Annotated in this window: 8 protein-coding genes; 7 read left to right on the top strand and 1 reads right to left on the bottom strand. The window is 64.7% G+C overall.

Going from position 1 to position 14,259, the window contains the following annotated elements:
- Positions 1 to 9 precede the first annotated feature (9 nt).
- Positions 10 to 1,254 (top strand): trypsin-like peptidase domain-containing protein, encoded by a 1,245-nt coding sequence (locus tag FPZ61_RS04325; protein WP_255441344.1) that lies wholly within the window; start codon positions 10 to 12, stop codon positions 1,252 to 1,254.
- A 76-nt stretch (positions 1,255 to 1,330) separates the two neighbouring features.
- The gene (gene rpiA / locus FPZ61_RS04320) at positions 1,331 to 2,044 is read left to right on the top strand and encodes a ribose-5-phosphate isomerase RpiA (RefSeq protein ID WP_185465127.1); all 714 of its coding nucleotides are present in this window, start codon (positions 1,331 to 1,333) and stop codon (positions 2,042 to 2,044) included.
- Positions 2,045 to 2,049: 5 nt separating this feature from the next.
- Here rpiA and hisD read toward each other — a convergent pair whose 3' ends face one another.
- A complete protein-coding gene (hisD, locus tag FPZ61_RS04315) occupies positions 2,050 to 3,360 on the bottom strand; it encodes a histidinol dehydrogenase (protein WP_185465167.1) in 1,311 nt (436 codons plus the stop codon).
- A 134-nt stretch (positions 3,361 to 3,494) separates the two neighbouring features.
- Here hisD and rpsT point away from each other — a divergent pair, with 134 nt between their 5' ends.
- From rpsT to FPZ61_RS04290, 5 genes are all read left to right on the top strand, one after another.
- Positions 3,495 to 3,800: a 30S ribosomal protein S20 gene (rpsT, locus tag FPZ61_RS04310; RefSeq protein ID WP_185465126.1), complete on the top strand. Its 306-nt coding sequence runs from the start codon at positions 3,495 to 3,497 to the stop codon at positions 3,798 to 3,800.
- A 16-nt stretch (positions 3,801 to 3,816) separates the two neighbouring features.
- On the top strand, positions 3,817 to 4,656 hold the full coding sequence (locus tag FPZ61_RS04305; protein WP_185465125.1) for a TatD family hydrolase: 840 nt from the start codon (positions 3,817 to 3,819) through the stop codon (positions 4,654 to 4,656).
- Positions 4,657 to 4,865: 209 nt separating this feature from the next.
- The gene (gene rpoB, locus FPZ61_RS04300; protein WP_185465124.1) at positions 4,866 to 8,156 is read left to right on the top strand and encodes a DNA-directed RNA polymerase subunit beta; all 3,291 of its coding nucleotides are present in this window, start codon (positions 4,866 to 4,868) and stop codon (positions 8,154 to 8,156) included.
- Positions 8,157 to 8,208: 52 nt separating this feature from the next.
- The gene (locus tag FPZ61_RS04295) at positions 8,209 to 10,113 is read left to right on the top strand and encodes a DNA-directed RNA polymerase subunit gamma (RefSeq protein WP_185465123.1); all 1,905 of its coding nucleotides are present in this window, start codon (positions 8,209 to 8,211) and stop codon (positions 10,111 to 10,113) included.
- Between the two features lie 79 nt (positions 10,114 to 10,192).
- Positions 10,193 to 14,254: a DNA-directed RNA polymerase subunit beta' gene (locus FPZ61_RS04290; RefSeq protein WP_185465122.1), complete on the top strand. Its 4,062-nt coding sequence runs from the start codon at positions 10,193 to 10,195 to the stop codon at positions 14,252 to 14,254.
- Positions 14,255 to 14,259 lie beyond the last annotated feature (5 nt).

Below are 14,259 nucleotides of genomic sequence, written 5' to 3'. Positions count from 1 at the left end.
CTCGTTTCCATGGCCAGCTTCACCAACTTTCACCTCCTGCCCCCGGCTCCCTGTTCATGGCGGGCACGGGTCGATCGGAGCTGCTGGTTGGCGCTGCTGCTGCTGGTGATCAGCCTGAGCCTGGCGCCCGCTCGGGCCCTGGCGCTCACGCCCGAGTCTGCTGCGGCCCCTGTTGCCGCTGCCGTTGCCGCTGCCGCTGCCCCAGCTGTTGCCGATGCGTCGACACCTCCGTTGGCACCGGCCCACAATTTCGTGGCCCAGGCAGCCCGCCGGGTCAGCCCGGCCGTGGTTCGCATTGACACCGAGCGAGAGGTTCCCCGTCAGGCCTTCGATCCGGCGATGCTCGATCCGCTGCTGCGTGATCTGTTCGGCGACCCCGCCGGCAGCAGCCGCGAGCGTGGCCAGGGCTCCGGCGTGGTGATCGACGCCGCTGGACTGGTCCTCACCAACGCCCATGTGGTCGACCGCGTCGATCAGGTGGAGGTCACCCTGGCTGATGGCCGCCATCTCGATGGCAACGTGGTGGGTGCTGATCCCGTCACCGACCTTGCGGTGGTGCGCATCAAAGCTCCCCGCGGCCTCCAGGCCGCTCCCCTGGGGAATTCCGAATCTCTGGAGGTGGGCGACTGGGCCATCGCTCTGGGCAGTCCCTATGGCCTCGAGCGCACGGTCACCCTCGGCATTGTCAGCAGCCTGCACCGCAACATCAACAGCCTCGGTTTCGCCGACAAGCGGCTCGACCTGATTCAGACCGACGCCGCCATCAACCCGGGCAATTCCGGGGGGCCCCTGATCAATGCGGCCGGTGATGTGATCGGCATCAACACCCTGGTTCGCTCCGGCCCGGGTGCTGGACTCGGCTTTGCCATCCCGATCAACCTGGCCCGGGGCGTGGCGGATCAGCTGCGCACCGGCGCCGATGTGGTTCACCCCTACCTGGGGCTGCAGCTGGTGCCGCTCACGGCCCGCCGTGCCCGCGAGAACAACCGCGACCCGGAGGCGGTGCTGCAGTTGCCGGAGCGCGATGGTGCCCTGGTTCAGCGGGTGCTCCAGGGCAGCCCGGCTGAAAACGCCGGACTGCGCCGTGGTGACCTGGTGGTGGCGGCGGCCGATCAGCCCGTGGCCGATCCCGCCTCCCTGCTGCAGCGGGTCGAGGCCTCCAGGGTGGGCGAGGACCTGCGTCTGAAGGTGGTGCGCGGCAACCGGGAACTGCAGCTCTCGATCCGCCCCGCCGCGCTGCCGCGGGCCTCCTGAGCAGCCCGGCGACACCTGGATTCCGCAGGCCTTCAGCCTTCAGCTTGCTACGGTCTCACCCCCTCGTTTCAACCCGATGGCCGAGCTGCAGGACCGGATGAAGCTGGCTGTGGCCACCGCCGCCGTCGATCAGATCCGCGACGGCATGGTGCTCGGGCTCGGCTCCGGTTCCACCGCAGCGTTGATGATCCGTGAACTGGGCGCCCGCCTGCAGCGGCGTGAGCTCAGCGAGATCACAGGCGTGCCCACCTCATTCCAGGGCGAGGTGCTGGCCGCAGAGCTGGGCATCCCCCTGCAGAGCCTCAATGCCGTCTCCCGTATCGACCTGGCGATCGACGGTGCCGATGAGGTCGACCCTGCCTTCCAGTTGATCAAAGGAGGCGGTGCCTGCCACGTGCAGGAGAAGCTGGTGGCCCGCCGGGCCGATCGCTTCGTGGTGGTCGTGGATTCCAGCAAGCTGGTGAAGCGCCTCAATCTGGAGTTCCTGCTGCCGGTGGAGGTGCTGCCCGGCGCCTGGCGCCAGGTGAAGGCTCAACTGGAGGGGATGGGCGCCGCTGGGGAGCTGCGCATGGCGGTGCGCAAGGCGGGCCCGGTGGTCACCGACCAGGGCAACCTCGTGCTCGATCTCAAGCTGGCCGGCGGCATCGCTGATCCGGTGGCCCTGGAGCAGGCCATCAACAACCTGCCGGGGGTGCTGGAGAACGGTTTGTTCGTGGGGCTCACCGATCAGGTGCTCGTGGGCGAGATCGTTGACGGGGAGCCCCGGGTGCGGGATCTGGAGCGGGCCTGATCGGCTCAGTCGAGCCGGCGACGCACCGAATCGGCGTGGCTGTGGAGTCCTTCGCTCTCGGCCAGGGTGATCACTGCAGGTCCTGTGGCCTCCAGGGCCTGGCGGTTGAAGGCGATCAGGCTGGTGTGGCGCATGAAAGTCTCCACGCTCAGGGCACCCGAGAAGCGGGCGGTGCCTGAGGTGGGCAGGGTGTGGTTGGGCCCGGCCAGGTAATCACCCACGGCTTCGGGGCTCCAGGCGCCGATGAAGATGGCTCCGGCATTCTCGATGCGCCCGGCCAGGGGCTCAGGCCGCTCCACCAGCAGCTCCAGATGCTCAGGCGCGAAGTGGTCGCTCAGGCGGGCGGCATCCTCCAGGGAGGGGCAGACCACGATCAGCCCCCAGGCTTCCAGAGCTTCCCGGCACAACTCGGCGCGGGGGTGGTGGCGCAGTTGCTGCTCAAGGGCCCGGGGGACGGACTCCGCCAGGGCCGCGCTGGTGGTGAGCAGGATCGCCGCCGCCATGGGGTCGTGCTCGGCCTGGGCCAGCAGATCCGCGGCCACGTGATCCGGATCGGCACTCTGGTCGGCGATCACCAGCACTTCACTGGGGCCGGCCAGGGAGTCAATCGCCACCTGGCCATAAACGGCTTTCTTGGCCAGGGTCACGTAGAGATTGCCGGGGCCGCTGATCACATCCACGCGCGGGATGGATTCAGTGCCGTGGGCCAGCGCGCCGATCGCCTGGGCCCCGCCCACCCTGTAGACCTCCTCGACCCCGGCGAGGTGGGCGGCTGCCAGCACCGTGGGATCCGGTTGTCCCTGCGGGCCTGGAGGCGTCACCATCACCACGCGTTTGACTCCGGCCACCCGCGCGGGGACCGCGTTCATCAGCACGGTGCTGGGGTAGGAGGCACGGCCTCCGGGGATGTAGAGGCCAGCTTTGGCCACGGGACGCCACCGTCGGCCCAGCTTCTCGCCATGCACGCCGGTCACCGAAAGGTCGCTGGGCTTCTGGCGCTGATGGAAATCGAGGATGCGCCTGTGGGCCAGCTCCAGGGCGCTGCGCAGGTCGGAGGGACACTCCTTCCAGGCGCGGGCCAGCTCCTCGCGGGGCAGGCGCAGGGGATCCGGACGGATGCCGTCGAACCGCTCGCTCAGCTCGAGAAGGGCATGGTCGCCCTGTCGTTTGACCTGCTCGAGGATGGCCTCCACGCGGGCGCTTGCCTCAAGGCTGGCCTCGCCGCTGGTACGGCCGGCAATCCTCTCGAGCCTGGCCGCGGCCGCATCGAGGTCCTTGAGAATGTCGAGGGCCAGGGCTGGTGCGGGATTGCTCAGGGTGTTCGGCACGGGGGAAGGCGGTGGCGGCAAGCGGCGCCGAGGAGTCAGCGACCCAGGCTAGAGCTGGCTGAACACCTGGTGAGGCTGTGAGGGTAAGATCGACAACTGCTGAATCAGCGCTGAATCCGCCTGTGGCCAATAACAAGTCTTCGAAGAAGCGCATCCTGATTGCCGAGCGCAACTGGCTGCAGAACCGCACCTACAAGGCTGCGGTGCGCACCTTGATGAAGCGCTGCTTCACGGCCGTGAACGCCTACAGCCAGGAGCCGGGCGAGGACACCAAGACGGCCGTGCAGGCCAGCCTCAACGCCGCCTACAGCAAAATTGACAAGGCCGTCAAGCGCGGGGTGATCCACCGCAACACCGGAGCCAATCAGAAGTCGCGTCTCAGCACAGCCGTCAAGCAGGCCATCGAGCCCGTTGCCGGCAACGCCTGAGCGGCGCGCGGTCCTGATGCACGCCAAACCCTCGCCTTCCGCGGCCCCCACCCCCTCGGCGCTGGTGGATTCCCACTGCCATGTGGTGTTCAGTACCTTCGAGGCCGATCTCGATGCTGTGGCTGAACGCTGGCGTGAGGCCGGCGTGGTTTCACTCCTGCATGCCTGTGTGGAGCCTTCCCAGATCGCCCCGATCCGTCGTCTGGCCGATCGCTTCCCCGAGCTTCGCTACTCGGTGGGGGTGCATCCCCTCGACACGGAGCACTGGGGCCCCACCACCCAGGCGGTTCTGCGCCAGGCCGCCCTCGATGACGAGCGGGTGGTGGCCATCGGGGAGCTTGGTCTGGATCTCTTCCGCGACACCAACCTCGTGCACCAGTTGGAGGTTCTGCGCCCCCAGCTCGATCTGGCGGTCGAGCTGGATCTGCCGGTGATCGTCCATTGCCGGGATGCCGCCGAACCGATGCTGGAGGAGTTGCGCCAGCGTCAGGCTGAGGGGCGCTGCCCCCGGGGGGTGATGCACTGCTGGGGCGGCACTCCTCAGGAGATGGCGGCCTTTCTGGATCTGGGGCTTTACATCAGCTTCAGCGGAACGGTCACCTTCCCCAAGGCGCTCGACACCCACGCCTGTGCCCGTCAGGTCCCGGCGGATCGTTACCTGATCGAGACCGACTGCCCCTTCCTGGCTCCTGTTCCCAGGCGGGGGAAGCGCAACGAGCCGGCTTTCGTGGCGGCAGTGGCCAGCCGCGTGGCCGAACTCAGGGAGCAGCCGCTGGGGCAGGTGGCGGCGGAGTCCACAGGAAATGCGGTACGCCTTTTCGGCCTTCCTCAGACCATCTCAGCCAATAGTGTATGATGTTTTATTGGCCTGGCAGCTTGAAAGCTCCATTGTCTAGATCGGCAGCTCCGATTCGAGATTCATCAGCGTGAACACGGCAGGGGCGTCCCACTTCTGTGGGGCTGCCCTGCCGTGCCTTCGGCTGACCTTACGGCAGCCCTGAGCGTGAGGCGTGTTCCCGCCTTCGCACCCCATCCACCTTTTCACCCGTTCCTGCAGGTCCCCGCATGAGCAGCGCGATTCAGGTCGCCAAGACCGTCACCTACCTGCCCGATCTGGTCGAGGTGCAACGGGCGAGTTTCAAGTGGTTCCTGGAGAAGGGTCTGATTGAGGAGCTCGACAGCTTCTCCCCGATCACCGACTACACAGGCAAGCTCGAGCTCCATTTCGTGGGCACGGAGTACCGGCTGAAGCGCCCCCGTCACGATGTGGAAGAGGCCAAGCGTCGCGACGCCACCTTTGCCTCGCAGATGTACGTCACCTGCCGGCTGGTCAACAAGGAAACCGGTGAGATCAAGGAGCAGGAAGTCTTCATCGGCGAGTTGCCGCTGATGACCGAGCGTGGCACCTTCATCATCAACGGTGCTGAGAGGGTGATCGTCAACCAGATCGTGCGCAGCCCCGGCGTCTATTTCAAGGATGAGCAGGACAAGAACGGCCGCAAAACCTTCAACGCCAGCCTGATCCCGAACCGGGGAGCCTGGCTGAAGTTCGAAACCGACAAGAACGATCTGCTCCACGTTCGCGTCGACAAAACCCGCAAAATCAACGCCCATGTTTTGATGCGGGCGATCGGGCTCTCCGACAACGATGTCCTCGACAAGTTGCGCCACCCGGAGTACTACCGCAAGTCGATCGAAGCCGCCAACGACGAAGGCATCTCATCGGAGGATCAGGCGCTGCTTGAGCTCTACAAGAAGCTCCGTCCCGGCGAACCTCCTTCCGTGAGTGGTGGTCAGCAGCTGCTGCACAGCCGCTTCTTTGATCCCAAGCGCTACGACCTCGGCCGTGTCGGCCGCTACAAGATCAACAAGAAGCTGCGGCTCACCATCCCCGATGCGGTGCGCACCCTCACGGCTGAGGACGTGCTCTCCACCATCGATTATCTGATCAACCTCGAGCTCGATGTGGGCGGGGCCTCCCTCGACGACATCGATCACCTCGGCAACCGGCGGGTGCGCTCGGTTGGAGAACTTCTCCAGAACCAGGTCAGGGTCGGCCTCAACCGGCTGGAGCGGATCATCAAGGAGCGCATGACGGTCGGTGAGACCGAATCGCTCACCCCCGCGCAGCTGGTCAACCCCAAGCCCCTGGTGGCGGCGATCAAGGAGTTCTTCGGCTCCAGCCAGCTCAGCCAGTTCATGGACCAGACCAACCCTCTGGCGGAACTCACCCACAAGCGGCGCATCAGTGCCCTGGGCCCAGGTGGCCTCACCCGCGAGCGGGCTGGTTTCGCCGTGCGCGACATTCACCCCTCCCACTACGGGCGCATCTGCCCGATCGAGACGCCTGAGGGTCCCAATGCCGGCCTGATCGGTTCGCTGGCCACCCACGCCCGCGTCAATGAATACGGTTTCATCGAAACCCCCTTCTGGAAGGTGGAGCAGGGCATCGTCCACAAGCAGGGTGATCCGATCTATCTCTCCGCCGACCTCGAAGACGAGTGCCGCGTCGCGCCAGGCGATGTGGCCACCGATGCCGACGGTCGCATCCTGGCCGAGCTGATTCCCGTCCGCTACCGCCAGGACTTCGAGACGGTGCCGCCGGAGCAGGTCGACTACGTCCAGCTCTCACCTGTTCAGGTGATTTCCGTGGCCACCTCGTTGATCCCCTTCCTCGAGCACGACGACGCCAACAGGGCTCTGATGGGCTCGAACATGCAACGTCAGGCCGTCCCCCTGCTGCGGCCCGAGCGGCCTCTGGTGGGAACCGGTCTGGAAACCCAGGTCGCCCGCGACTCGGGCATGGTTCCGATCACCCGGGTCAATGGCACCGTCACCTTCGTGGATGCCACAGCGATCGTGATCCGCGATGAGCACGACACGGATCACATTCATCATCTCCAGAAGTACCAGCGCTCCAACCAGGACACCTGCCTCAACCAGAGACCGATCGTCAGCCAGGGCGATCCGGTGATCGCCGGCCAGGTGCTGGCCAATGGCTCAGCCTGCGAAGGCGGAGAGATCGCTCTGGGCCAGAATGTCCTGATTGCCTATATGCCCTGGGAGGGCTACAACTACGAGGATGCCATCCTGGTGAGTGAGCGCCTCGTCCAGGACGACCTCTACACCTCGGTGCACATCGAGAAGTATGAGATCGAAGCCCGCCAGACCAAGCTCGGTCCTGAGGAGATCACGCGCGAGATTCCCAATGTGGCTGAAGAGAGCCTGGGGAACCTCGATGAGATGGGCATCATCCGGATCGGTGCCTATGTCGAATCCGGAGACATCCTGGTGGGCAAGGTCACGCCCAAGGGCGAGTCGGATCAGCCACCGGAAGAGAAGCTGCTGCGGGCGATCTTTGGTGAGAAGGCCCGCGATGTGCGCGACAATTCCCTGAGGGTTCCCAGCACCGAGCGCGGCCGGGTGGTGGATGTGCGGATCTACACCCGCGAGCAGGGGGATGAGCTGCCGCCGGGGGCGAACATGGTCGTGCGGGTCTATGTGGCCCAGCGTCGCAAGATTCAGGTCGGCGACAAGATGGCCGGCCGTCATGGCAACAAGGGCATCATCAGTCGCATCCTTCCTCGCGAGGACATGCCTTACCTGCCGGATGGTTCTCCGATCGATATTGTCCTCAATCCACTGGGGGTTCCCTCACGGATGAATGTGGGTCAGGTGTTCGAGTGCCTGATGGGCTGGGCAGCGTCTCACCTGGGCTGCCGGGTCAAGGTGGTGCCGTTCGATGAGATGCACGGCAACGAAACCTCCAAGAACACCGTTCAGAAGTATCTCGAGGAGGCCGCCAGCGAGCCAGGTAAAGACTGGGTCTATGACCCAGAGAATCCCGGCAAGATCCAGTTGATCGACGGACGCACGGGCGAACCGTTTGATCAGCCGGTCACCGTTGGCTACGCCCACATTCTCAAGCTTGTCCATCTGGTGGACGACAAGATCCACGCGCGCTCCACCGGCCCTTACTCGCTGGTCACCCAGCAGCCCCTGGGCGGCAAGGCACAGCAGGGCGGACAGCGCCTGGGCGAGATGGAGGTCTGGGCCCTCGAGGCCTATGGGGCCGCCTACACCCTTCAGGAGCTGCTCACCGTCAAGTCCGACGACATGCAGGGACGCAACGAGGCCCTCAACGCCATCGTCAAGGGCAAGCCGATTCCCCGTCCCGGTACACCGGAGTCCTTCAAGGTGCTGATGCGCGAATTGCAGTCGCTGGGGCTGGACATCGCTGTCTACACCGATGACGGAGCTGAGGTTGATCTGATGCAGGACGTCAATCCTCGCCGCAGCACTCCCAACCGCCCCACCTATGAATCCCTCGGCGTCGCGGATTACGACGACGATTGAATCCATTTCCTGAGCCTCACAGTTCCTTTCAACGTCCGCGCGCCCTTCGGCCATGACCAACAGCAACCTCCGCACCGAGAACCACTTCGACTACGTCAAGATCACCCTGGCCTCGCCGGAGCGGATCATGCAGTGGGGTCAGCGGACCCTGCCCAATGGACAGGTTGTTGGTGAAGTCACCAAGCCCGAAACGATCAACTACCGCACCCTCAAGCCCGAGATGGACGGGCTGTTCTGCGAGAAGATCTTCGGACCTTCCAAAGACTGGGAGTGCCATTGCGGCAAGTACAAGCGGGTGCGTCACCGCGGCATCGTCTGCGAGCGTTGCGGTGTTGAGGTCACCGAAAGCAGGGTGCGGCGCCATCGCATGGGCTTCATCAAGCTGGCGGCTCCCGTTTCCCACGTGTGGTACCTGAAGGGAATCCCCAGTTATGTGGCCATCCTGCTCGACATGCCCCTGCGGGATGTGGAGCAGATTGTTTACTTCAACTGCTATGTGGTGCTCGAGCCGGGCGACCACAAGGACCTCACCTACAAGCAACTCCTCACAGAGGATGAGTGGCTGGAGATCGAGGACCAGATCTATGCGGAAGATTCAGAGATAGAAAACGAGCCTGAGGTGGGCATCGGGGCTGAAGCGCTCAAGCGTCTGCTCGAAGATCTCAACCTCACCGAGATTGCCGAGCAGTTGCGTGAGGATATCGCCGGCAGCAAGGGCCAGAAGCGGGCCAAGCTGATCAAGCGCCTTCGGGTGATCGACAACTTCATCGCCACCGATGCGCGGCCCGACTGGATGGTGCTCGATGCCATCCCGGTGATCCCCCCCGATCTCCGCCCGATGGTGCAGCTCGACGGCGGCCGTTTCGCCACCAGCGACCTTAACGACCTTTACCGCCGGGTGATCAACCGCAACAACCGTCTGGCGCGGCTGCAGGAGATCCTGGCTCCCGAAATCATCGTCCGCAACGAGAAGCGGATGCTGCAGGAGGCGGTCGATGCCCTGATCGACAACGGCCGCCGCGGACGCACCGTTGTGGGCGCCAACAACCGGCCCCTCAAGTCGCTCAGCGACATCATCGAGGGCAAGCAGGGCCGCTTCCGCCAAAACCTCCTCGGCAAGCGGGTCGACTACTCCGGTCGTTCCGTGATTGTGGTGGGCCCCAAGCTGAAGATGCACCAGTGTGGCCTTCCCAAGGAAATGGCCATCGAACTGTTCCAGCCATTTGTGATTCACCGGCTGATCCGCCAGAACATCGTCAACAACATCAAGGCCGCCAAGAAGCTGATTCAGCGGGCTGATGATGAGGTGATGCAGGTGCTTCAGGAGGTGATCGAAGGCCATCCGATCATGCTCAATCGGGCTCCCACCCTGCACCGCCTCGGCATTCAGGCCTTCGAGCCGAAACTGGTGGATGGTCGGGCCATTCAGCTTCATCCCCTGGTCTGCCCAGCCTTCAACGCCGACTTCGACGGTGACCAGATGGCCGTGCACGTGCCTCTGGCGATCGAGGCCCAGACCGAGGCACGCATGCTGATGCTGGCCAGCAACAATATTCTTTCGCCCGCCACCGGCGAGCCGATCATCACCCCCTCCCAGGACATGGTGCTGGGCATCTACTACCTCACCGCGGTGGATCGCAAGGAATCCAAGCCCGACTTCGGCGACCGCAGCCGCACCTTCGCCGGCCTCAATGACGTGATCAATTCCTTCGAGGAGAATCACCTCGATCTGCACGAGTGGGTCTGGGTGCGATTCAACGGCGAGGTCGATGACGATGACGAGGGTGAGGCCCCCGTCCATGAGGAGACCCTCAGCGACGGCACGCGCATCGAACAGTGGAAGTACCGACGCGACCGTTTCGATGAAGACGGTGCCCTGATCACCCGTTATCTGCTCACAACCGTGGGTCGTGTGGTGATGAACAGAACGATCATCGACGCGGTGGCTACCAGCTGAGCTGACCTTCTGCAGCACGTCGTCATCTTCCCCTGGTGCTCCAGGTTTCCTTTTTCGGTCTTCCTTTTCGCTCGCCGTCATGACCACCACCCCCTCCAAGCCCAACGCCCAGGACCGTCGTGCTCCCCTGAGCAAGGAAGCGCCCCGTTTCCGCAACCGGGAGATCGACAAGAAAGCCCTGCGCAATCTTGTGGCCTGGTCCTACAAGCACCACGGCACGGCTGCCACGGCCTCGATGGCCGACGACCTCAAGGACCTCGGGTTCCACTACGCCACCCAGGCCGCGGTCTCGATCTCCGTGGAAGATCTGCGCATTCCCTTCGAGAAGGCCCGTCTGCTCCAGGAAGCCGAGCAGCAGATCACCGACACGGAGGAGCGCTACCGATTGGGGGAAATCACCGAGGTGGAGCGGCACACCAAGGTGATCGACACCTGGACCGAAACCAATGAGCGACTGGTCGAGGAGGTCAAGAAGAACTTCAACGAGAACGACCCGCTCAACTCGGTCTGGATGATGGCCAACTCCGGCGCCCGGGGGAACATGTCCCAGGTGCGTCAGCTGGTGGGCATGCGCGGCCTGATGGCCAACCCCCAGGGGGAGATCATCGACCTGCCGATCCGCACCAACTTCCGCGAGGGGCTCACGGTCACCGAATACGTGATCTCCTCCTACGGCGCCCGCAAGGGACTGGTGGACACGGCCCTGCGCACCGCCGACTCCGGCTACCTCACCCGTCGCCTGGTGGACGTCGCCCAGGACGTGATCGTGCGTGAGGACGACTGCGGCACCACCCGCGGCATCCCGATCCATGCTGATGAGAAGGGACGATTCTTCGCCAAGCTGGTGGGACGTCTGGCGGCTGAGCCTGTGGTGGGCTCCGATGGGTCCCAGCTGGTCGACCGCGACGGGCAGATCGACCCTGAACTCTCCAGGCGGATTGAGGCCGCTGGTGTGAAGACCGTTGTGGTGCGCTCACCGCTCACCTGCGAGGCGGCCCGATCGGTCTGCCGCAAGTGCTACGGCTGGGCCCTGGCCCACAATGAGCTGGTGGATCTGGGCGAAGCGGTGGGCATCATCGCCGCCCAGTCAATCGGCGAACCTGGCACCCAGCTGACGATGCGCACCTTCCACACCGGTGGTGTGTCCACGGCAGAAACCGGCGTGGTTCGTTCCTCGGTGGAGGGCACGGTCGAATTCGGTGCCAAGGCCCGGGTGCGGCCTCACCGCACCTCCCATGGTGTTGAGGCTCAGCTCGCTGAAACCGACTTCACCCTTCAGGTGAAACCCAGCGGCAAGGGCAAGATCCAGCGGCTCGACATCACCTCCGGCTCCGTGCTGTTTGTGGCCACGGGCGATGCTGTGCCCGCCGACATGGTCCTGGCTCAGATTTCCGCGGGCGCCGCGGTCAAGAAGAGCGTGGAGAAGGCCACCAAGGATGTGATCTGCGACCTGGCGGGCCAGGTGCGCTACGAGGATGTCATCCAGCCCAGGGAGGTCACCGACCGTCAGGGCAACATCACCCTCAAGGCCCAGCGCCTGGGTCGCCTCTGGGTGCTGGCGGGAGATGTCTACAACCTGCCCCCCAATGCCCAGCCCGTGGTCAGGGGCAACACCCCCGTGACCACCGGCGAGGTGCTGGCTGAGAGCCGTCTGGTCAGCGAGCACGGCGGTTCCGTCCGGCTGCGTGATTCCACCGGCGACTCCCGCGAAGTTCAGATCGTCACCGCCAGCCTCACCCTCAAGGACTGCAAGCTGCTCGGGCAGTCCACCCATTCCGGAGAGATCTGGCACCTGGAGGGCAAGGACAACACCCGCTACCTGCTCAAGACCCAGCCCGGCAGCAAGATCGGCAGCGGTGAGGTGATCGCCGAGCTGGCCGACGACCGTTTCCGCACCCAGACCGGGGGGCTGATCAAGTACGCCCCGGGTCTCTCGATCAAGAAGGCCCGCTCCGCCAAGAACGGCTATGAGGTGTCCAAAGGAGGCACCGCTCTCTGGATTCCCCAGGAAACCCACGAAATCAACAAGGACATCTCCCTGTTGATGATCGAAGACGGTCAGTGGATCGAGGCTGGCACCGAAGTGGTCAAGGACATCTTCAGCCAGACCGCTGGGATCGTGACCGTGACCCAGAAGAACGACATCCTCCGCGAGATCATCGTTCGCTCGGGAACGCTGCATCTTGTCAGTGACAGCAAGATCCACGCCCGCTACAGCGAAGATGGCCGCCTCCACAACCCTGGCGAGGAGATCGCCCCGGGGCTGGTCCCCGACGCCATGGTCTTTGTCGAAGCCGTCGACACTCCGGAAGGTGGTGCCCTGCTGCTCCGTCCGGTCGAGGAATACCCCATTCCCGATCAGGCGCACCTGCCCGAGCTGGCCAGCGTCAAGCAGAACGGCGGCCCCTCCATGGGGCTGAAAGCCACCCAGCGCCTCACCTTCAAGGACGGTGAACTGATCAAGTCGGTGGAGGGTGTCGAACTGCTGCGCACCCAGCTGATCCTCGACACCTTCGACACCACCCCGCAGATGACGGTGGATGTGGAGGCGGTCCCCGACAAGCGGGCCAAGACGATCGAGCGCCTGCAGCTGGTGATTCTCGAAACCCTGCTGGTCCGCCGCGACACCCTCTCCGACGCCAGCCACGGCTCCACCCACACCGAGCTGCAGGTGGAGGACGGCACCAGCGTGAAGAGTGGCGATGTGGTCGCCACTACCCAGATCCTCTGCAAGGAGGACGGCGTGGTTCAGCTTCCCGATCCCGTGGAGGGAGAGCCTGTGCGTCGTCTGATCGTCGAGCGCGAGGGTGACACCATCGCGCTCGACACCGCCGGGGCCGAGCTTGCTGTGAGCGTGGGCCGACGGCTGGTGGATGGCGAGGCCCTTGCCAGCGGCGTCGAATCCCCCTGCTGCGGCCAGGTCGAGGCCATCGACGGCAGCGTGATCACCATCCGGCTGGGCCGTCCCTACATGGTCTCGCCCGATTCGGTGCTGCACGTGCGCGACGGGGAGCTGGTGCAGCGCGGGGATGCCCTGGCGCTGCTGGTGTTCGAGCGCCAGAAAACCGGGGATATCGTCCAGGGTCTCCCCCGCATCGAGGAGCTGCTTGAAGCCCGACGGCCGCGGGAATCAGCGGTGCTCTGCCGCAAATCCGGCACCGTCAACATCAAGCAGGGCGACGACGACGACTCGATCACCGTCTCCGTGATCGAGCACGATGACGTCAGCACCGAGTACCCGATCCTGCTCGGGCGCAACGTGATGGTCAACGACGGTCAGCAGGTGACGGCCGGCGAAATGCTCACCGATGGTCCGATCAACCCCCACGAACTGCTGGAGTGCTACTTCGACGATCTCAGGGGGCGCAAACCCTCGATGGAGGCGGCCCAGGAAGCCATCTCCAAGCTGCAGTTCCGAATGGTGCAGGAGGTCCAGAACGTCTACAAATCCCAGGGCGTCACCATCGATGACAAGCACATCGAGGTGATCGTGCGTCAGATGACCAGCAAGGTCCGCATCGAGGATGCCGGCGACACCACCCTTCTTCCCGGTGAGCTGATCGAGCTGCGTCAGGTGGAGCAGGTCAACCAGGCCATGGCCATCACCGGTGGCGCCCCCGCCGAGTTCACCCCGGTGCTGCTGGGCATCACCAAGGCCTCGCTCAACACCGACAGCTTCATCTCCGCCGCCAGCTTCCAGGAGACCACCCGGGTGCTCACCGAAGCGGCGATCGAAGGCAAGAGTGACTGGTTGCGCGGCCTCAAGGAGAACGTGATCATCGGTCGCCTGATCCCGGCCGGCACAGGCTTCGGTGGTTTCGAGGAGGAACTCCGCGCTGAGGCCGGTCCCCATCCCGACATCCTCGACGAGGAGGCCGGCGGCTACCGCCGCATGGCCAACCTCCGCCCCGATTACACCGTGGAGATGCCCGCCGCGGCTCCTGTCACCAAGGCGGTGCTGGAGGATCCTTCCGAGGACGAGCTGGATGCGGTCCGCAGCAAGCGGGGCATCGAGGCGGCCGCCAGTTCCTTCGCGGCCTTCGCCAGGCCCACCCAGGAGGAAGGCCTGGAGGAAGAGCTCATCCCCGATCCCGCAGCCGTTGAGGGTCTGCAGGAAGAGGGTCTACTCACGGAGGACTGATTCCC

It is taken from the genome of Synechococcus sp. BSA11S (genome assembly GCF_014224355.1).
Taxonomy (GTDB): domain Bacteria; phylum Cyanobacteriota; class Cyanobacteriia; order PCC-6307; family Cyanobiaceae; genus Regnicoccus_A.
Note: the sequence above shows the minus strand (reverse complement) of the source record. Positions and strands in the feature narration are given on the sequence as shown.

What these genes read in the sequence shown, in the direction of transcription:
- FPZ61_RS04325 (WP_255441344.1), top strand. Translation starts at nt 10, where the DNA reads ATGGCCAGCTTCACCAACTTTCACCTCCTGCCCCCGGCTCCCTGTTCA.
- rpiA (WP_185465127.1), top strand. Translation starts at nt 1,331, where the DNA reads ATGGCCGAGCTGCAGGACCGGATGAAGCTGGCTGTGGCCACCGCCGCC.
- FPZ61_RS04305 (WP_185465125.1), top strand. Translation starts at nt 3,817, where the DNA reads ATGCACGCCAAACCCTCGCCTTCCGCGGCCCCCACCCCCTCGGCGCTG.
- rpoB (WP_185465124.1), top strand. Translation starts at nt 4,866, where the DNA reads ATGAGCAGCGCGATTCAGGTCGCCAAGACCGTCACCTACCTGCCCGAT.
- FPZ61_RS04295 (WP_185465123.1), top strand. Translation starts at nt 8,209, where the DNA reads ATGACCAACAGCAACCTCCGCACCGAGAACCACTTCGACTACGTCAAG.
- FPZ61_RS04290 (WP_185465122.1), top strand. Translation starts at nt 10,193, where the DNA reads ATGACCACCACCCCCTCCAAGCCCAACGCCCAGGACCGTCGTGCTCCC.